This is a genomic window from Rhodococcus sp. MT28, from assembly GCF_058792695.1.
Genome location: NZ_JBXAFD010000003.1, coordinates 590,430 through 609,973, shown reverse-complemented (window position 1 = coordinate 609,973; position 19,544 = coordinate 590,430). Strand labels below are relative to the sequence as shown.

Sequence of the window (19,544 nt, the reverse complement as noted above, 5' to 3'; positions counted from 1 at the left end):
GATGACACGTTCGGTGCATTCACTCGCACTCGCGCAGAGCGAGTGGACGGCTCGGCGGGCACTTCACCTCGAGGAGGTGGAGAAGCTCGTCGAGCCGCACCGAGCGCGTCGTAGCGCCGGTATCTCTCACCCGGTGCACGACTTCCTCTTCACGTACTACAACTTCAAACCCGCCCAACTGCGCCGCTGGCACCCCGGGTACGGAGTCGCGCTCGAGAACGCCGCCGAATACGCAGCCTTCTCCGGCTACCGCGTCGACGAGTCGGGTACCGCGACGGTCGAGGCCTCAGTGCTGGAGCGTCGGCGTCACACAGTCGAATTCGTGTGGAATCTGTTGAATCAGACGTCTGCGCGGCCCGCTGTGCTGGGTTGCTTCGGCCTCCACGAATGGGCGATGGTCTATCGCGGGGGCGAGGACGCAATCCGTCACCAGTCGGTGCCGCTGCGACTCGGGTTCGCCGGTACCGACGCGGTCGTCGAATCCCTGCCACTCAAATGCACGCACTACGACGCGTTCCGGTTCTTCACACCGGACGCGGCCCCCAAGAACTCGCTCCCGCTTGCACGCGAAACTCAGATCGATCACGAACAGCCGGGCTGCCTGCACGCCGGTATGGATCTGTACAAGTGGAGCTTCAAATTGTTGCCACTCGTCGATTCCGACCTGGTGATGCGGTGCTTCGAACACGCGCTCCTGGCCCGTGAACTCGACATGCGCGCGAGCCCATACGACCTCGCCGAGTACGGGTACTCCCCCATTCGTATCGAAACTCCCGCGGGCCGCGCCGAATACGTGCGTCAGCAACAACAGTTGGCGGATCGTGCTGCGCCGCTCCGCGATACGCTGGCAGAGAAGTGCCGGGAGCTTCTCGGCCACTGAACTGCCGAAAGGCGTCGCATGGATCACGGGTACGGGTTCTATCTCGACGAATACCAGCGTGACGTCGGGGTGCACAGCGACGACCGACGCGGGCACATCGAATGCCCGGACTCGGCGGGTTTCCTTGCGGCGCACTTGCCGGTGTTCGACCTCGCTGCGGGCTCAGTCGCGGCGTTCGCCTCGGCGATTCATCGGTCAACCCGCCCGGGCGACGGACACTGGACCCTCGATCCCGAGCGCATCGCCGCGTCCTTCTCGAGCGATCGACTGTTCCGGATCGGCGGCGAGCCGATCAACGGGTTCTCCGAGCACTCGGGGTTCTTTGCCGCCCGCGACGGTTGGGTCCGCACGCACGGCAACTATCCGCACCATCGCGACCGCCTGCTCGCCGTCCTCGCGCTCGTTCATGGATCACCCAAAGATGCAGTGGCGCAACGGATATCCGAACTCAGCGCCATCGAGATCGAGCAGCAGGCCGCCGAGATCGGAGCCATCGCGGTCCGTGTTCGTACCGAGACCGAGTGGCGCCTGAGTGAGCAGTGCGCAGCTGCGAGGTCTGCGCCTCTGGTATCCATCCGAGTACGCGACGAGGGAAAACCCCGCACGCATCCGACGCGCCCACGTGTTCTCGACCTGACCCGCGTCATCGCCGGTCCGGTCGCGACGCGTGCCCTGGCGTTGGTCGGCGCTGACGTTCTGCGGATCGACCCTCCGGCGATCCCCGAGATCGGATGGCAGCACCTCGACAGTGGACAGGGCAAGCGGTCGGCGCTTCTCGACCTGAAGTCCTCGGCGGGAGCGGCAGCGTTCCGAGAACTCCTCGAAACCGCAGACGTACTGGTCACCGGCTACCGGCCGGGTGCACTCGAAGCGCTCATCGGGCAGGATCTTCCCGCCCACCTGATTCACGGGCGCGTCAGCGCATGGGGATGGGAAGGTCCGTGGGCGAATCGCCGTGGCTTCGACAGCATCGTGCAGGCCGCGTCCGGCATTTCGTTCCTCGAGGGTGGTGAGAACCCTGGCGCACTTCCGGCGCAGGCACTCGACCACTCGACCGGATACTTCCTGGCAGCGGGGATCCTCGACGCGTTGACACTGCGCTCGCACGACGGCCGTGGCCGCGACGTCGACGTGTCGCTGGCAAGCACAGGCGCTCGTCTTCTCGACGCACCCGGCCGAACCGCCCATCCTGGTCTGCCGACGGCTCCCGGCCTGAATGTTGTTGTCAACCATGCCGACGTGACCACCGCACGACCCGCGCTGGCAGAGTTCGAGGACTACCCCGAACCAGCCCATCCGTGGGGATCGGATCGCGCGGAGTGGGCACACTGAGGGACCGGCACATTCAGGGCAAGATGGACCTGTGAAGTCACATACCTACACACTCGACCTTCAGTGGACGGGCGATCTGGGAACCGGAACGTCCAGCACGCAGGGATATTCGCGCAATCATGCAATATCCGCGGTCGGAAAGCCGGAACTTCTCGGCAGCTCCGATCCCTCGTTCCGCGGTGACGCGCAGCGATGGAACCCCGAGGAACTGCTCGTTGCCTCCCTCGCCCAGTGCCACATGCTCTGGTACCTCGGGCTGGCAGCTGCCGCTGGGGTCGTCGTTCTCGACTACAGCGATCAGCCGGTCGGCAGCATGATCGAGGAATCCGATGGCGGCGGCCAGTTCATCGAAGTGACGTTGAATCCGACGGTGTTGGTCGCGGAGGCGTCGATGGTCGAGAAGGCCCAGGAGCTTCACGGCCCCGCACACACGAAGTGCTTCATCGCTCGGTCGGTGAACTTCCCCGTCCTGCATTCCCCGACGATCCTGGTGGCCACCGATGAGTGACATGCACAAGCTCATCGTCGACGTCGACACCGGTATCGACGACTCGTTGGCGCTTCTCTATCTCCTTGCCAGCCCCGAAGCCGAGATACTGGGGATTGCGAGCACCGCCGGCAACGTTCCGGTGGAACAGGTCGCGGCCAACAACTTGAACTGGCTTGCGCTCTGCGGCGCCCCGGACATCGAGGTTGCACTCGGCGCCCGCGAGCCATTGGTCATACCGTTGCGCACCACCGAGGAGACTCACGGTCCGCAAGGAATCGGCCATGCGGTCCTCCCCGATTCGGGTCGCAAGCGCTCGGTCCGAACCGCCACCGACCTCTGGGTGGATCTCGTCCGGGAGTACCCCGGACAACTCACCGGGCTGGTGACGGGGCCGCTCACCAACCTGGCCTTGGCGATCAGACGTGAACCCGATCTGCCGTCTCTGCTGAAGCGACTGGTAGTGATGGGTGGGTCGTTCAACTATCCGGGCAACACGACGCCGACCGCGGAGTGGAACGTCTCGGTCGATCCGCACGCCGCCAAGGAGGTGTTCGACGCGTTCTCCGTCGTACCCGCGCACCGGCGCCCGATCATCTGCGGCCTCAACGTCACCGAATCCATCGAGATGTTCCCCGAACATGTGCGTCGGCTCGCCGACGCTGCCGGGAGCACCCCGGAAGAGATCATCTCGCCTGACGACGGTCCCGACGTCCGCAGTTCCGCGTCCAACAGCGTGATCAGGCATATGTCCGACGCAATCCGGTTCTACATGGAATTCCACCGTGAATACGACCAGGGATTTCTTGCTCACATGCATGATCCCTTCGCTGCTGCCGTCGCGCTCGATCCGAGCCTGGCTACGCTGAAACCGGCAACGGTAGATGTCGAAACCGAGAGTCCACTGCTGATCGGAACGACGGTCGCGGACTGGGTCGGGCACTGGCAGCGTGAGCCCAACGCGGATATCGCGGTCAGAACCGATCCGGCGGAATTCTTCGATCGACTTGTCCACCGAGTGGGAAATTACGCCCGCGTCGTGGGTTGACCGAGCCGGGCACCGGCTATGCTCGCATGGACAGAACACCAACGAACGAGAACAAAGGACCTGACGTGCAGATTTCCAGCCACGATGCCTCCCCGGCATTTGCGCTCGGATTGATGGCGTTCTGGCCCACTCGTCGTAGCGCATGCTTCGATCAGGCGTGTTGCTGAGCGGCGATTCTCGCTGCCTGCACCCCTGACTTTGTCGCTTCTTCGCTCGGAGTCTGTCTTCTCATGTTCAACCTTCTTTTGTTCACCCTTGTCGGCGTCGGCGCCCAGCTCGTCGACGGCGCCCTCGGTATGGCCTTCGGTGTCACCGCAACCACTCTGTTGATGATCGGTGGCCTCGGTCCGGCTCAGGCCAGCGCCGCTGTTCACCTGGCCGAGGTCGGCACCACCCTCGCTTCGGGTGTGTCGCATTGGAAGTTCAAGAACATCGACTGGAAGCTCGTCGCCAAGCTCGGTGTGCCCGGCGCAGTCGGTGCATTCATCGGCGCAACTGTGCTCTCGGGTCTGTCCACCGAAGCGGCAGTCCCCATCACGGCGACGATCCTGCTGGCCATCGGTATCTATGTGGCACTACGCTTTTCGGTCCGCCCACCGGCCGTCGCGGACGCTCGTACCACCCCGCACACTGCACGTTTCCTGTCCCCACTCGGCCTGTTCGGTGGTTTCATCGATGCATCCGGCGGTGGTGGTTGGGGTCCGATCACCACCAGCACGCTGCTCTCACGAGGAAAGACCGCGCCGCGCACCGTGATCGGCTCGGTCAGCGCCTCGGAGTTTCTGGTCGCGTCAGCCGCGTCGCTGGGATTCCTTGTCGGATTGGGACGTGAGTCGGCGGGAAACCTCCTCGTTGTCGCCGGTCTCGCGCTCGGCGGTGTCATCGCAGCTCCGTTCGCGGCGTGGCTGGTCAGCCGCGTACCTGCAACCTTGCTCGGAACGGCGGTGGGCGGCGTCATCGTGTTGACCAACGCACAGAAGCTGTTCAAATCCTTCGACATCACCGGGGCGGTCACAGTGGCCGGTTACCTGACCATTCTCGGCGCGTGGGCAGCGCTGCTGTTCTACGCGTGGAAGCGGTCCACGCTCACCCCGGCCGAGGCAGAAGGCGATTTCACGGGAGTCGAACTCGCTGTCGAGACCGAACTCACCGAGCCTGCAGTCAAACGCGAACGATAACTCGTCACAGAAGAAATCCCGGGTATCCGCGCTCGGATACCCGGGATTTCGTTCTTTCCGCGCTAGTTGCTTCCGTCGAACGCGTCGAGAATTCGCCCCGCCGCCAACGCTGCCGTCAGCGAACCGTCACGCACGCTCTGCTCGACGTCGGCCCGGATCGCACGCACCCGATCGTTGCTCGAGAGCCTGCGTAGCAGCTGATCGTTGACCATCGTCCAGGTCCAATCGACCTGTTGCTTGCGACGCTTCTCCTCGAACTGTCCCGCTTCGGTGAGCACCTCACGGTGTTTGGTGACAGTTCCCCAGAACTCGTCCAGCCCGACACCTTCGAGGCCGCTCATCGTGATGACGGGCGGCTTCCAGATGGCGTCGTGCGGGTAGATCAGGCGAAGCGCTCCGGCCAATTCGCGGGCAGCACCCTTTGCCTCGCGCTCATGCTTGCCATCGGCCTTGTTGACCGCCACCAGATCTGCGAGCTCGAGGACACCCTTCTTGATGCCCTGGAGCTGATCACCGGTACGAGCGAGGGTCAGGAACGTGAAGCAGTCCACCATGTTGGCAACAGTGACTTCGGACTGGCCGACACCCACCGTTTCCACCAGGATGACGTCGAAACCGGCAGCTTCGAGAAGCACGATGGTCTCGCGGGTTGCCTTGGCAACACCACCGAGCGTGCCGGACGTCGGTGACGGCCGGATGTACGCATTCGGTTCGACGGTGAGCCGAGCCATGCGTGTCTTGTCGCCGAGAATCGAGCCGCCGGTGCGGGTGGACGACGGATCGACCGCCAACACCGCAACCCGATGTCCCTTGCCCAGCAAGTACATTCCGAGCGCGTCGATGAAGGTCGACTTGCCGACGCCGGGAACGCCGGTGATGCCGATCCGGTGCGCTCCCCCGGCCTCGGGCAGCAACTTCAGTAGAAGTTGCTGCGCGAGGGCCCGGTGGTCGTCGCGGGTGGACTCGACGAGGGTGATCGCCCGAGCGAGGCCGGCACGCTGATTTCCGCGCACCGCCTCGGCGAGGGAATCAATGTCGATGGGCTGACGTGCCATCTTCAGTGACCCCCTTCTCAGCTGTTGTCGTGACCCAGTTGGGCGGAGAGCTTCTCCAACAATCCGCTGGCAGCGTCGGCGATGACGGTGCCGGGCGGGAAGATGGCAGCAGCGCCGGCCTCGTAGAGTTCGTCGAAGTCACCGGGCGGAATGACGCCGCCGACGACGATCATGATGTCGGGACGACCGGCCGCAGCCAGAGCCTCCCGCAGCGCCGGCACCAAGGTCAGGTGACCGGCGGCCAACGACGACACACCGACTACGTGGACGTCGTTGTCGGCCGCCTGATTGGCGACCTCTTCGGGGGTCTGGAACAGCGGTCCGACGTCGACGTCGAATCCGATGTCCGCGAAGGCGGTGGAGATGACCTTCTGGCCACGGTCGTGACCGTCCTGGCCCATCTTCGCGACGAGGATGCGGGGACGACGTCCCTCGTCATCGGCGAACTTCTCGACCAGTTCCATCGCCTTGCTGATGTTGCTCACCGTTCCTGCCTCGTCGCGGTACACACCACTGATGGTGCGGATCTCGGCCTGGTGGCGTCCGTACACCTTTTCGAGGGCGTCGGAAATCTCGCCGACGGTAGCCATCGCGCGGGCGGCGACGACAGCGAGGGCGAGGAGGTTGTTCTCCATGCCGCCTTCGGTGGATGCGGCAGCGCGAGTGAGGTTCGCCAGTGCGGCCTCGACGGCTTCCGGATCACGTTCCGCGCGAAGGCGAACCAACTTCTCGAGCTGTTCCTTGCGGACCTTGGAGTTCTCGACCTTGAGAACTTCGATGGTGTCGACCTCGTCGGGAACGTACTTGTTGACGCCGACGAGCGGCTGCCGACCGGAGTCGATGCGTGCCTGGGTGCGGGCGGCAGCTTCCTCGATGCGCAGCTTCGGGATGCCTTCGTTGATGGCCTGAGCCATTCCGCCGGCTTCCTCGACCTCTTCGATGTGCTTACGAGCCCGGTTGGCGAGTTCGTTGGTGAGCCACTCGACGTAGTACGAGCCACCCCACGGGTCGATGGGACGCACGGTGCCGGATTCCTGCTGCAGCAGCAACTGGGTGTTACGGGCGATGCGGGCGGAGAAGTCCGTCGGCAATGCGATCGCTTCGTCGAGTGCGTTGGTGTGCAAGGACTGAGTGTGGCCCTGGGTGGCAGCCATGGCTTCGACGCAGGTACGCGGAACGTTGTTGAAGACGTCCTGCGCGGTCAGGGACCAGCCGGAGGTCTGCGAGTGGGTACGCAGCGAGAGAGACTTCGCGCTCTTGGGATCGAACTTGGCGACAAGCTCGGCCCACAGGAGGCGTCCGGCGCGGAGCTTGGCGACCTCCATGAAGAAGTTCATGCCGATGGCCCAGAAGAAGGACAGGCGAGGTGCGAACTTGTCGATGTCCATACCGGCGTCGAGGCCGGCGCGGATGTACTCGACGCCGTCGGCGAGGGTGTACGCCAGTTCCAGATCGGCCGTCGCTCCGGCTTCCTGGATGTGGTAGCCCGAGATCGAGATGGAGTTGTACTTCGGCATTTCCGCGCTGGAGTACGCGAAGATGTCCGAGATGATCCGCATCGAGGGCTTCGGCGGATAGATGTAGGTGTTACGAACCATGAACTCTTTGAGGATGTCGTTCTGGATCGTTCCGGCCAGCTTGTCCGGAGTGACACCTTGCTCGCCTGCCGCAGCGACGTACAGCGCGAGAATCGGCAGCACGGCGCCGTTCATCGTCATCGAGACCGACACCTGCGAGAGGTCGATTCCGTCGAAGAGCTGTCGCATGTCGAGGATGGAATCGATTGCGACACCGGCCATTCCGACGTCACCGGCAACGCGAGGATGATCGGAGTCGTAGCCGCGGTGTGTGGCGAGGTCGAAGGCGACCGAGAGGCCCTTCTGACCGGCCGCGAGGTTACGACGGTAGAACGCATTCGACTCCGCGGCAGTGGAGAATCCGGCGTACTGGCGAATCGTCCACGGCTGGTTCACGTACATGGTCGGGTACGGACCACGCAGGAACGGCGCTGCGCCTGGGAAGCTGTCGAGCGGGTAACCCGACTCGGCGGCGGCCGTGCGGTCCGCACCGGTGTACACCGGCTTGACGTCGATGCCTTCGGGGGTGGACCAGACAACCTGCTCGGCGGCGTAGTTGTTGGCGTTGGCGCCCTCTTCGATGAGCGCCTGGGCCTGCTCGACCGACGGCGGTGTGGGTGCCGGAGACTGCGGGTCCTCGAGTGGGACCTCGGCGAAACTGCCGATCACGTGCTTGACCTCTCGTGTCGTCACTTGGAGCTTCCCGTCTCGATGAAGTCGAGCAGTTCGGTCAGAGCCGACACTGCGTCGATGCGGGCGGTGAGGAATCCGTCCGGGCGAGAATCGCCGGTCGCGTCGGCGACTGCCTTCTCCGGTCCTGCGAGCAGCACCTTGGTGATGCCGGCGGCGCGAAGTTCGGCGACGGCCGCTGCGGCGCTCTCGCCGTAGCGCTTGTCCGTGCCGCACAGCACGGCGACGGTGGCACCGGAAGCCTTGACTGCAGCGGAGATGGCCTCGGCGCCCACCTCGAGCGGGCCGGGGTTGACTGCATCGATACCACCCGAAGCGAGCAGGTTGGACGCAAACGTGGTGCGCACGTTGTGTTCTGCAACCGAGCCCAGCGGCGCGAGAAGCGCAGTGGGACGGGCGCCGCCGGCGGCGAGGAACGCGTCCGAACGGTCACGAAGCGCTTCGAATGCAGCTGCGTAGCGGGCGACGGACTGGCCGGGCTCGACGGCTTCGGCGGACAGCGGCGTTTCGCCGAGGTTCGGGAACTCGTTGACACCGGTGACCGTGGTCTTGCGGTGTGCGATGTCGGAGTCGCGCTTGGCCTTGGTAGCGGCGATGCGACCGGAGACGATTCCCGCTTCGAGTGCCGCCAGATATCCGCCGGCTGCTTCGATTTCCTGGAAGAACTCCCACGCGGTGGCGGCGATCTGCTGTGTCAGGTCCTCGACGTACCAAGACCCGGCCGACGGATCGAGGACACGGCCCAGGTGCGACTCCTCGAGCAGGAGCAGCTGTGTGTTGCGCGCGATGCGCGAGGAGAAGGACTTGCTGACGCCGAGGGTGCCGTCGGCCAGTGCGACGTCGAACGGAAGAACTGTCACTGCATCTGCTCCGCCGACGCCGGCGCCGAATGCGGCGAGGGTCGTGCGCAGCATGTTCACCCAGGGATCACGCTGAGCCATCATCGCGGCGGAGGTGACTGCGTGCTGCGGCGCTCCACCGAAATCGGAAGCTCCGCAGACCTGGGCGATGCGTGCCCATACGAGACGTGCGGCGCGGAACTTCGCGATGGTCTGGAACTGATCGTCGGTTGCCGCGTAGCGGAAAGCCAACTGCGACAACGCAGCACCGATGGTCAGGCCGCTCTGGGCGGTGAGTGCACGGAGGTACTCGAGGCCGGCGGCGATTGCGGCTCCGAGTTCTTCGGCATCCCCGGCACCCGCGTTGTGAAAGGCCGTGCCGTCCACGGTGATCGCGTGCACGGTTTCCGCACGAGCTGCGGCGAGGGCGGCCAACTCGACTGCGCCTGCAAGTTCGACGTCGGCTGCGCCGGAGAACGAACTGGTCAGCGGCGCTGCACCGAGGTGAACTCGGATACTGCTGCGATCGCTGACACCGTCGCCGGCTTCGCCGCGAGCATCGAGGAGAGAGAAGAGTGCTCGGGCTGCATCGTTTGTCGCTGCGCCTGCATCGAGCGTGAGCGGTGCGAGGTCGAGAAGCACGCCCTCGAGCGCAGCGGCGAGGTCGGTGACCGGAACGCCGTCGGCGCCCACCTTCAACCAGAGTGCGCTGACTCCGTTTTCGAGGGCGTCCAGGATGGCGCGATTGGTCTCGGCCGCCGAGGCGGTTCCGAAAGCAGCGGAAACCAACCAACCGGCATTGACATCACGGTGAGCGTCGACGCCACGCACGTACGGAAAAGTGCCCGGCAAGCTCTGCTCGGGACGCTCGTCGCGTGGGCTGTAGAGCGGTGCGACAGTGACACCGTCGTAGGTGACGGTTTCGAGCAGTTTCTGTGGCTCGGGGCCCAGTTCTGCCGCGTCGACTCTGCGGGACTTGGCGAGCACACCGGCTACGGAGCGCTGCCACTCCGCGTACGCCTGCTCGACAGCCTCGGCTTCTGAAGCTAATGACACTGTGTCCGCTCCCTCTCATTTTTTGCGTGAGCGCTTTACCGATAATCGGATTTGTTCGTTAGTTCTGTGATGCTAACCCGCGGTTGAGCCCAGATATCGTGAGGATCACGTCATGTTCTTCACAGGGCTGTTCGTGGCCACTTTCCGACCGGCCGGGCGACGTGCGGATTCGGTCGTTCGTGCACGTGTAACCGGCCCTTACCTAGCGATTGTTCAGCATGTTTGCGGGTTACCCGCGAGTTCGTTTCACTGGCCGGGACTGCAGGTGAAGGCCGCTCCGAAAGCCTAGTGGTTTTCGTCACAGCGCCGTTTCATTGTCGCCTGGAGCACGTCGCTTTGCTGCCCCCGTGGCGATGTTCGACTCGCGATTGCGGGTCGGCAGTCGGCCTGGTTCACCGTTCGCAGGTAGCCTTGTGACCTGTGATGGGACGCCTGCTGGACCGAAGATTGATCGCAATAGTCCTGGTAGTGCTCGCTTTGTTCCTCGCAGCCCTCCTCGCCCCACATCCCACGGTGTCTCAGGTACGCGAGTGGGCGGACTCGGTTGGCCCGGCGTTTCCCCTCGTGTTCTTCCTGGTTCATTCGATAGTCACCGTCGCACCGTTCCCGCGCACCGTCTTCACGCTCAGCGCTGGGGTTCTCTTCGGCTCGGCAACCGGCATCGCCCTTACTGTGGCGGCAACGACTGTGAGCGCCGTTCTGGCCCTCTACCTTGTCCGCGCGATCGGCCGCGACGTCGTGTGGCAACGGATTTCGAGTCCGACGATCCGGCGGGTGGACGAGCGGATCGAAAAGCGGGGGTGGCTGGCCGTCGGGTCTCTGCGCTTGATCGCGTTCGTCCCGTTCTCGGTGGTGAACTACTGCTGCGGCATTTCGTCGATCCGGATCGTGCCCTACATCCTTGCCACCGTCGTCGGCATCTTGCCCGGCACTGTTGGGATTGTCGTTCTGGGCGATGCGCTCTCCGGCGAAGCCGATCCTCGTCTCCTGATTCTGTCCGGGATCTGCATTGCGATCGGCATCGCCGGTCTGGTGTTCGACGCTCGCCGTCAGCCTTCACCGGGCGAAACCATCGTTGACAACGGTCAACCTCAAGAGGTTGATTTGATTGAGTCAACCCAAAACGATTGACTATTGAAAGTCAACTATCTAGCATTGACTAATGTTCGTACTGACAGTGGATCAGCGAGGTAGCCGACGCGATGTCGACCGCGTCGGGGACATCATCGACGACATGGCCGATCGCAGGCTCCTGCGGCCGTTCGAGCGCACAGCGGGCGACGAGATTCAAGCGGTGACCGACGATCCGGCGCCACTCGTCCTCGTCGCACTCGAGCTGATTCGGCGCGAGCACTGGAGTGTCGGGATCGGGATCGGTCCCGTCGAGCAGCCTCTCCCACGGCAGACCCGGGCCGGACGCGGACCGGCATTCGAAGCTGCTCGGATCGCCGTCGAGCGAGCCAAGCGAGCTCCGGCCAGAATTGCCGTCGAACAGGCGCCGGCGGACAGCTCACGCGACGAACTCGCCGCAGATGTCGATGCCGCGTTCACCTTGCTCGGAACGATCGTCACGAGACAGACGAAGGACGGACGCGAAGCCATCGCCCTGATGGACAGCGGACTCACTCAGGTCAGCGCAGCGGCCCACCTCGGAATCACCAAACAGGCCATGTCCAAGCGACTCCTGACAGCCGGGTGGCACGCAGAACTCGCCGGGCGCAGACTCGCAGAACGACTTTTGGTCAGACTCCAGCCCTAGACTGCTCACGCTCGCACCGGTACAAACTCGTCGACACAGCAGGGGGCTCGAATACATGGTCCTTCTGGCGTTGATCGCGCTCGCCGTCGCCGCCGCGGCACCAGCAGTTGCAGCGGCACTGGGACCGCTCAGTCGTGGTCGACTGGAAGTCCCCGAATGGGCGTCGTCCGTGGTGGCTCTTCCGGCGCTGGGTGTTGCCGCACTGGCATCGACCCGAACGACCCCGGTCACCGGTTTCGCTCTCGGGGCGACGCTTGTCCTGTGCGTACTTGCCGCCGCCACGGCCGGTGCACCGTTGGTACTTGCCACCTTCAAGATCGCTCGTCGCCAACCGGACGGGAGCCCGGCACCGGACGCCGGACCTCTTCGCGGCGGACGTGTGATCGGCATCCTCGAACGGCTCGCGGTGGCGGCATCGATTCTCGCAACCTGGCCGGAAGGCATCGCGATCGTCTTGGCAGTCAAGGGGCTCGCGCGGTACCCGGAACTTCGCGAACCTCATGCGTCCGAGCAGTTCATCATGGGAACCTTCGTCAGTGTCCTCTGGGCGATCGCCGTATGCGGAACGGGACGGGCACTCATCACGTAGGTGATGAGTGCCCGTCCCGATCAACGTTCGCTACGAGAGGCGTCTACTGGCGCTGGCCACCCTCGGGCGGCTGCCCCTGGTACGGGTACTTCTGCTGGAAATCTTCACGCTCGGGCGGCAGCGGCAACTGACCCGGCCAAGGATTTTCGCCCTGCTGTGGCAACGCGGGATCTACGAATCCAGGCTGCTCGGGCGCACTCTCACGGCGGTGCCTGACCGCAGCTGCCGGGTCTTCGACCGGTGTGCGTGCAGCAACTTCAGCAGCGCGCACTGCTTCCGCGATAGCCGGATCGGATTTGGTCTCGAACCACTCCGCCACCTCGGCTGAATCGTCCTCAGGATTGGGAAGATTCTCTTCGGCGGCCGGCGGCTCGTACCGGAAAACGCCATCCTGCCCTTGCGCGCCAAGCGTTTTGGCAAATCCCTTCAGCGCGTCACCGAAGTCGCTGGGTACGAGCCACACCTTGTTCGCATCGCCTTGCGCCATCTGCGGCAACGTCTGAAGATACTGGTATGCAAGCAATTCCGGAGTCGGCTTACCGGACTTGATTGCAGCAAAAACCTTCTCGATGGCCTTGGCCTCGCCTTGAGCCTGCAAGTACTTGGCCGCGCGGTCACCTTGAGCGCGAAGGATCTGGGACTGACGCTCACCCTCGGCGTTCAGGATCGAGGCCTGCTTGTTTCCCTCGGCAGAAAGAATCTGGCTCTGCTTGGCACCCTCGGCGGTCTTGATAGCGGATTCGCGGTGACCTTCAGCCGTCAGAATCATCGCGCGCTTCTCGCGGTCCGCCTTCATCTGCTTTTCCATCGACTCCTGGATCGAGGGCGGCGGATCGATGCTCTTGAGCTCGACGCGGGCCACTCGCAGGCCCCAGCGACCAGTCGCCTCGTCGAGGACACCACGAAGCTGACCGTTGATGGAATCACGCGAGGTCAGCGTCTCTTCGAGGGTCATTCCGCCGACGACGTTTCGCAGCGTGGTGGTTGCCAACTGCTCGACGGCAGCGATGTAGTTGCTGATCTCGTACACCGCAGCTTGCGGATTGGTGACCTGGAAGTACACCACCGTGTCGATGGACAGTGTCAGGTTGTCCTGGGTGATCACCGGCTGCGGTGGGAAGGAGACCACCCGCTCACGAAGATCCACCTTGGCGCGCACACGATCGGCGAACGGGATCAAGAACGTGAGCTGCCCGGACACCGTCTTCGAATACCTACCGAGCCGCTCGATCACCGCGGCTTCTGCCTGCGGTACCAGTGCTACCGACTTCGCGACCACCAAGATCACGAATAGCACCAACACACCGAGCACTATGAGTGCTGCCATTAAGGTCCCCTCCAGACGACTGCTGTTGCGCCGTTGATTTCCATCACCGTCACCTTGGTACCCGGCGGGTACACCTCGGTGGTGTCGTACGGCCTGGCAGTCCACACCTCGCCGTCCAACTTGACCTGCCCGGAATGCTCGCCCACTTCTTCCAGAACCAGAGCGTGCTTACCTTCGAGTGCCTGTATTCCGGTCGGGGTCGGCGGCGGACTACCGAAGCGACGCAACATGATCGGTCGCACGCCCAGGACGAGGGCGGCGGAGAACACTCCGAACATGACGGCGTCGACCCACACCGGGAAGTCGGTGACAGCACTGACACCGGCAGTAGCGAGCGCCCCACCGGCGAGCATCAGCAGGAAGAAATCCCCCACCAGCGCTTCGGCCCCGGCGAGCACCAGTGCTCCGATCAGCCAAATAAGTGCAGCCACAACACCATCTAACCAGAATGTGTGACCCAGGCCGCCGCTACGTCAGTTCGGCTCGGTAACGAAATCTACAAGTTGTTCGACTGCACCGATCAAAGGAGCTTCCAGATCGCGGAAGCTCTCGACCGAGTTGTAGACCCGCCGCCAGCCCTCCTGAGGTGTCCCCCAGCCCAGTTCGCGGCAGATTCCCGTCTTCCAATCCTCGCCGCGTGGAATCTTCGGCCAGGAGGCGATTCCGACAGATTTGGGACGAACGGCCTCCCACACGTCGATGTACGGGTGCCCGGTCACCAACACGTCCGGGCCGAGGCCCTGAGTCAGTTGGGTTTCCTTGGAACCGGTGACCAGGTGGTCGACCAGGACCCCGACGCGGCGGCCGGGACCAGGCCCGAATTCGGCAAGCCGCTCCCCCAGATTGTCGAGTCCTTCGAGATGTTCGACGACAACACCTTCGACGCGAAGATCGTGACCCCACACCCGCTCGACGAGGGCAGCATCGTGTACTCCCTCCACCCAGATCCGGCTGGGCAGTGCCGTGCGGGCGCGTAAGCCTTCGACTCGCGTCGAACCCGAAGCCGACCGTGCGGGTTTGGTGGACACGGGCTTGGGGGCCGGGCGTACGAGGGTGACCGGTGAGCCGTCGATGAGGAAGGCCGCCTCGCGCATCGCGAACAACCGCGTTCGGGAACGACCGTCCTCGAGTCGCACGAAATCGCCGTCGTACGTGCGCTCGAAACCGACTACCGCACCGCAGAATCCCGTCGCCGCATCCTCGACGACAAGATCACGCTCGGCCGCCACTTCAGGCGTCACGCGCTTCTGTTTGCGGGTATGACCCGCAAAAATGTCACCGTATCCGTTGCCACCGCTCACGCCGGATCACGCTAGGTCACAACGCCGGGGCCGCGCATGTCGCCACGCCGAACTAAACTTCACGGTCATGAGTTCTCCCAGCGCAACCCTCACCGTGTGGGCAGCGTCATGGCTCGCCGGCGACGCTGCGCCGGACGACGTCATCGACGCCCTTGCCGCGTGGGCACCCATGCACCTGATCGGCGCCGCCGATGCGGAAACCGCGGTCCGCCACGATCTCGAATGGCCGGGAGTCACGGCTTCCGGTGTGCCCACCCTGCTCAGAATCGCGCGCTCGGAGGCTGCCGAGGTCCGCCTGGTCCTTCCTACGGCCGGTGATGTACGTGGTCTGCCCACCGGGACCGAGTTCGCGCGCGCTGCGATCGCAACGGGTGAAGGGTTACAGATCGGCGCCGTCGGCAAGCCGGGAGTCGGACTCGTGCCGTCGAAGGAAGGCCCGGACGTCCTGCGATGGACGGTCTTCTCCATTCCCACTGTGGCGGGCAGCGCCGAATCGATCGGACTCCGCGAAGCCGAATACGAACTGCGCCAAGCTGTTCGGGACGCAGCCGAGGTGCTCGGCGGGCTTCCGACCGTAGCCACCGGAATGCCTGGAAACGACGCTCGTACGCTGGTCGCCGAAGCCCTGCAGGCCCAGGCCGGACACCGCTGGCCGTCGACACTGTCACCTCGGCATTTACAGGTGATCGACACCGCCGACAACGTGGCAGCCATTCTCACCGTGGCTGCGTCGATATCGACCAATCAGGCCCCGAGCGTGTCCACTGCGCAGAGGCGTGACGACCTGCTGCGACGACTGTGGGACGTTGTTCGCACTGCCCGTGTCGCGTCGGCGAACAGCGTGTCGATCAGAGCTTGAGCACGAAGTTCCGGCGTTTCTCGGCAAACCCGTTGCGGTCACCGAACATGTCGATCTTCATCTCTTCGAGCTCACGCTCCTCGTAGGGCTCCACCGGATCACGTTCCAGTCGAAGACGTTTGCGCTCCAGCATCGATTCCAGCCGATCTCCTTCGAGCAAGTCGGTGGCGACCTCGCGCAACCACGCCTCGAACAGATCCGGCCGCCTGGGGCCGATCGCGTCGACAAGTCCGATCTCCAAGGCTCGACGGATGCCGATCGCACTGCACTCGGCCAGCAGACTGCGGGCCTGCTCCTCGCCGACCCGAGCCGGAAGTGTGTACGTGTGCAGTTCCGAGCCGAACAGGCCCATCGTGGCGTAATGAGGATTGAGAACCACACCGTCCCTGGCCACGACTACGTCGGCTCCAAGCGGGAGCATGACCCCGCCGGCACCGGCGTTGCCTGTGAATGCCGCCACCACAACCTGTTCCGTACAGGTGACGATCGCTTTCGCGATCTCGTTGATGGCTTTGATGTTGGCCCACGCTTCTCCGGCTTGATCCGACGCGGCCTCGATGACGTTGAGGTGGATACCGTTGCTGAATCTGTCGTAGTCACTCGTCAGGACAAGGATCTTGGTGTCCTGCGCGATCGCCCAGCGGAGCCTGGAGGCCAGTCGCGCGCATTGCTTCGTACTCATCGCACCGTTGTAGAAGCGGAACGAGATATATCCGATTTCGCCGTCGCGGTGATAGTCGGTCTCGGGGTAACGACTCTCCCAGACCTGTGGAACGAACACGTCCGGACGTACGACCGTTGTCGACGGAAGTTTGACATTGCCGGCGCCGACGAGCCGCGCATGTCCGATCCAAACGGAGCCCGCACCGGTGGCAACACGTATTGCCTGGTGGAAGTACTCGACGATGGTGCCGGGCGCTGCATCGACGTGGGTATCGAGGTGAGCGTCGTAGACGTAGACCCGGTCGAGCCCCAACTGAACGGCGACGCCGGGAAACCCGTCGGCGGCGTTGACGGCGCGGACGATGCTCGACGCGTCTTCCTCCCAGCTGAAAACGCGATCGGCCTGTTTCATGCTCGGCCGCGATCGGGTCGAAGCCACGGGCCGCGCAACTCGGTCCGATGGGATCGGCTGGAAGTCAGGAGTACGGAAATGTTCGACGACCTCTCCAATGCACTCCATCGCCGCGTCGGTGACTTCCTCGTTGTATACCGAGGATTTGGTTGCCCCGTTCCGGAGTTCGAACGTCCGCCACGCCCACACCGGCCCGGCATCGAGTTCCTCAGCGGCCTGCAATGCCGTGACACCCCAGATCGGTTCGCCATCCGTTATCGCCCAGTCCAGCGACGACGGCCCGCGATCTCCGGGCGGGCCGGGATGGATGATGATCGTTGTCCACCGCTGCCAAACAGATTCCGGGACATAGGCTTTCAAGAACGGGCAGATGACGAGGTCAAAATCTCCCGAAGAAGTCGCGGCCAGCACTGCGTCCGCGTCGGCGACGACGGCTGTACGGACTTGGTGTCCCGCCTCGCGAAGAACAAGACCGGCCCGCTGCGAGAGACCGTTGTCGGAGGAGACGAGAAGAAGCACGCTCAACGGTGGCGCGAAGGTCGTACGTGGGCGTGAGCGCCGGAACAGCGCCGCCGTCGCCGCTCGCAGACGGCCCCTGCCCGATACACCTTCACGTAGCTTAGCCGTTGCTACATCGCTGGAAATAGCCACAGAAGTCGTGAGCGCGGCCGATTTGGGCATCGGTCGTACTTCGGGGGTCGAAACCATGAATTCCTGCTCGCATGCTCGGGTATCTGCAGCGCAGACCAGACTCCCCCCCAGAGCAGGACCGACGCACCGATAGATTGATTGAGGTATTTAGGGACTTTATACCTACCGTCGGTTTGTTTCAATAGCTATTTTCAAGCAAACCGTTTGATCGATCAACCCACAGTCTTGTGATTGATCGCGATATGGCGGTCGATGCGAATATGTTCATCCAGCGTCGGGTAGCGCAAACCGGTGTCCTGGCTGTACCCCTGACGGCGCAACCAATCCAGGACGTCGCCCCAGAACCAGATCCCCCCGGCAACCGAGTTGTACGGAATCGGGAAAGGCGTAGCCGCCTGCCGGACCCCTCGCACCCACTGCCCGACAGCTTGCCGCGTCACCCCCGCACGGTCGGCAATGTCCTGACGTGACACCAGATCGGGATGTGTCCGCCGGGGACGCACGCCTGCAGCCACCAACTGGTCCACCACGGTGATAGCCGTTGTCGCCGCTCGCATACCTTCCGAGGTGAGCGTCAGCAGCTGCAGCCCGCGTCGGTCCTCGACCCTTCCGCCCAAGCTCTCTTCGATCGCCTGCTCTTGCGAGACTGTCAGCATCTGAACGATGAATGTGAATTCGTAACGGTGATAGAGGTCTTCGGCCACGCAATGAACATAGCCGTAAGCTGCACTGTTTCCACATGGACACACCCGGGTCCCGCCCCCGCACGCACAATGGGCAGATGATCGACGTGGACGACAGCCAGTTCGAGGACATGGTCAAGCGGGCGCTCGACAGCCTGCCACCGAAATTGGGTGCGGAGATGGCCAATGTCGCAGTGACCGTTCAACTCGAAGGTGGACGACCGGGGCTACTCGGGCTGTATCAGGGCATCCCACTGACCAAGAGAACCACCACGTACGCCGGCGTCCTTCCCGATCGCATCACGATCTACCGCAGGGCCATCTGTGCGATCTGCAGCACCGAAGACGAGGTGATCGAGCAAGTTCGCCGAACCGTGATCCACGAGATCGGCCACCACTTCGGGATCGGAGATCCCCGGTTGCGTGAACTCGGATGGTGACAACCGACTCATCTACAAGTCGGAAATCAGCTAGAGGTTGATAATCGGCGAATTGTCATGTCAGCTGTACCAAGCCCGCAACAATTGAACACTTACAGGAGTTCGCATGGTCAATTTGATCCAGATCGCCCCGAAGAATGCCCCGACGTTCGCGATGAGCCGACAGAAGGCCGCAGAACTGCTGGGCATCTCGGTCGACAGCGTCGCGTTTCTCCTCAAGTCTCGCTATCTCCCGGATCTGGACGCCGGTCGGTTGATCAAGATGGCCAACCAGCCTTGGTTGTACTCGGACGGCGACTTTCCCGTCCTTCAGCAGGGCGCATCCGAACTTGCCCCCAAGAAGATGCTGCCCGCACGTAAGTACATCGGCGAGAGCGCAATTCACTCCGATGCCGAATGCGTGGAGGCCAACCAGGGGCAGTGGGCGGGATTCAACGTCGACCATGTGCTCGGCGCCCGCTTCCTGCCTGTGACGCTGCGCAAGTTTCCGGTGTCGGTGCTGCAGATCCACGACGTCAACGACGACGACGAAGAACGCGTCTCGTTTGTCGCGACCCTCGCCGGGCGAGTCCGCGAACTGGGCGCGCCCGAACTCAACTACATAGATCCGTCACTGAGCCCCGAGGATCGACAGATCGTCGAGACGCTCCTCACCTCGCGCAGCACGTCCACCGTTCCCGGGCCCTGCGGAAAGCTCAAGCATCCGAACACCTGAGCG

At 63.6% G+C, this 19,544-nt stretch carries 19 protein-coding genes; 11 read left to right on the top strand and 8 right to left on the bottom strand.

Features of this window, described 5'->3' with window-relative positions; genetic code table 11:
- The first annotated feature begins 1 nt into the window (after position 1).
- The 5 genes from AC1Q6C_RS15550 (at position 2) to AC1Q6C_RS15530 (ending at position 4,925) form a co-directional block, all read left to right on the top strand.
- Positions 2-880, top strand: a complete 879-nt coding sequence (locus tag AC1Q6C_RS15550) for a hypothetical protein (RefSeq protein ID WP_030536382.1) — start codon at positions 2-4, stop codon at positions 878-880.
- A gap of 18 nt (positions 881-898) precedes the next feature.
- On the top strand, positions 899-2,212 hold the full coding sequence (locus AC1Q6C_RS15545) for a CoA transferase (protein ID WP_230359870.1): 1,314 nt from the start codon (positions 899-901) through the stop codon (positions 2,210-2,212).
- A 31-nt stretch (positions 2,213-2,243) separates the two neighbouring features.
- Positions 2,244-2,720, top strand: coding sequence for an OsmC family protein (locus tag AC1Q6C_RS15540; RefSeq protein ID WP_007727816.1), 477 nt, complete (start codon positions 2,244-2,246; stop codon positions 2,718-2,720).
- Positions 2,713-3,747 carry a nucleoside hydrolase gene (locus AC1Q6C_RS15535; RefSeq protein WP_230359869.1) on the top strand — a complete coding sequence of 345 codons (1,035 nt, stop codon included), beginning with the start codon at positions 2,713-2,715 and terminating at the stop codon, positions 3,745-3,747. Before AC1Q6C_RS15540 ends, AC1Q6C_RS15535 begins: the two co-directional genes overlap by 8 nt.
- Before the next feature lie 230 nt (positions 3,748-3,977).
- A complete protein-coding gene (locus tag AC1Q6C_RS15530; protein ID WP_007727818.1) occupies positions 3,978-4,925 on the top strand; it encodes a sulfite exporter TauE/SafE family protein in 948 nt (315 codons plus the stop codon).
- Positions 4,926-4,987: 62 nt separating this feature from the next.
- On the opposite strand, the gene meaB is transcribed toward AC1Q6C_RS15530, so the two are convergent.
- Genes meaB through mutA form a run of 3 tightly spaced genes read right to left on the bottom strand, consistent with a single transcriptional unit; the run spans position 4,988 to position 10,142 of the window.
- Complete coding sequence (meaB, locus tag AC1Q6C_RS15525; RefSeq protein ID WP_003945003.1) at positions 4,988-5,980, bottom strand: methylmalonyl Co-A mutase-associated GTPase MeaB; 993 nt, start codon at positions 5,978-5,980, stop codon at positions 4,988-4,990.
- A gap of 17 nt (positions 5,981-5,997) precedes the next feature.
- Positions 5,998-8,250 (bottom strand): methylmalonyl-CoA mutase, encoded by a 2,253-nt coding sequence (gene scpA, locus AC1Q6C_RS15520; protein ID WP_042449118.1) that lies wholly within the window; start codon positions 8,248-8,250, stop codon positions 5,998-6,000.
- Positions 8,247-10,142, bottom strand: a complete 1,896-nt coding sequence (gene mutA, locus AC1Q6C_RS15515; protein ID WP_050656504.1) for a methylmalonyl-CoA mutase small subunit — start codon at positions 10,140-10,142, stop codon at positions 8,247-8,249. Before mutA ends, scpA begins: the two co-directional genes overlap by 4 nt.
- A 423-nt stretch (positions 10,143-10,565) precedes the next feature.
- On the opposite strand from mutA, the gene AC1Q6C_RS15510 reads away from it, so the two are divergent.
- The 3 genes from AC1Q6C_RS15510 to AC1Q6C_RS15500 are packed head-to-tail and all read left to right on the top strand — an operon-like array spanning position 10,566 to position 12,490.
- Positions 10,566-11,273, top strand: a complete 708-nt coding sequence (locus AC1Q6C_RS15510; protein ID WP_058038785.1) for a TVP38/TMEM64 family protein — start codon at positions 10,566-10,568, stop codon at positions 11,271-11,273.
- A gap of 31 nt (positions 11,274-11,304) precedes the next feature.
- Complete coding sequence (locus AC1Q6C_RS15505; protein WP_151098057.1) at positions 11,305-11,901, top strand: hypothetical protein; 597 nt, start codon at positions 11,305-11,307, stop codon at positions 11,899-11,901.
- 55 nt (positions 11,902-11,956) lie between these two features.
- Positions 11,957-12,490: a hypothetical protein gene (locus AC1Q6C_RS15500; protein WP_492666685.1), complete on the top strand. Its 534-nt coding sequence runs from the start codon at positions 11,957-11,959 to the stop codon at positions 12,488-12,490.
- A gap of 43 nt (positions 12,491-12,533) precedes the next feature.
- On the opposite strand, the gene AC1Q6C_RS15495 is transcribed toward AC1Q6C_RS15500, so the two are convergent.
- From AC1Q6C_RS15495 to AC1Q6C_RS15485, 3 genes are read right to left on the bottom strand one after another with little or no spacing between them, the layout of a single operon-like run.
- Positions 12,534-13,817, bottom strand: coding sequence for an SPFH domain-containing protein (locus AC1Q6C_RS15495; protein ID WP_030536387.1), 1,284 nt, complete (start codon positions 13,815-13,817; stop codon positions 12,534-12,536).
- Positions 13,817-14,248 carry an NfeD family protein gene (locus AC1Q6C_RS15490; protein WP_003944877.1) on the bottom strand — a complete coding sequence of 144 codons (432 nt, stop codon included), beginning with the start codon at positions 14,246-14,248 and terminating at the stop codon, positions 13,817-13,819. The genes AC1Q6C_RS15495 and AC1Q6C_RS15490 overlap by 1 nt, the downstream gene beginning before the upstream one ends.
- Positions 14,249-14,290: 42 nt before the next feature.
- The gene (locus tag AC1Q6C_RS15485) at positions 14,291-15,118 is read right to left on the bottom strand and encodes a DUF3097 domain-containing protein (RefSeq protein ID WP_065455737.1); all 828 of its coding nucleotides are present in this window, start codon (positions 15,116-15,118) and stop codon (positions 14,291-14,293) included.
- A gap of 67 nt (positions 15,119-15,185) precedes the next feature.
- On the opposite strand from AC1Q6C_RS15485, the gene AC1Q6C_RS15480 reads away from it, so the two are divergent.
- A complete protein-coding gene (locus AC1Q6C_RS15480; RefSeq protein WP_058038783.1) occupies positions 15,186-15,977 on the top strand; it encodes an Rv1486c family protein in 792 nt (263 codons plus the stop codon).
- Here the strand turns inward: AC1Q6C_RS15480 and AC1Q6C_RS15475 are convergent.
- Positions 15,967-17,760, bottom strand: coding sequence for an enoyl-CoA hydratase-related protein (locus tag AC1Q6C_RS15475; RefSeq protein ID WP_230359868.1), 1,794 nt, complete (start codon positions 17,758-17,760; stop codon positions 15,967-15,969). The two genes, AC1Q6C_RS15480 and AC1Q6C_RS15475, sit on opposite strands and share 11 nt — an antisense overlap.
- Before the next feature lie 155 nt (positions 17,761-17,915).
- Positions 17,916-18,407 (bottom strand): hypothetical protein, encoded by a 492-nt coding sequence (locus AC1Q6C_RS15470; protein WP_230359867.1) that lies wholly within the window; start codon positions 18,405-18,407, stop codon positions 17,916-17,918.
- Positions 18,408-18,484: 77 nt separating this feature from the next.
- Between AC1Q6C_RS15470 and AC1Q6C_RS15465 the strand changes: the two genes are divergently transcribed.
- The gene (locus tag AC1Q6C_RS15465) at positions 18,485-18,826 is read left to right on the top strand and encodes a metallopeptidase family protein (RefSeq protein ID WP_003944783.1); all 342 of its coding nucleotides are present in this window, start codon (positions 18,485-18,487) and stop codon (positions 18,824-18,826) included.
- Positions 18,827-18,932: 106 nt separating this feature from the next.
- On the top strand, positions 18,933-19,541 hold the full coding sequence (locus AC1Q6C_RS15460) for a transcriptional regulator (RefSeq protein WP_007727873.1): 609 nt from the start codon (positions 18,933-18,935) through the stop codon (positions 19,539-19,541).
- Positions 19,542-19,544 lie beyond the last annotated feature (3 nt).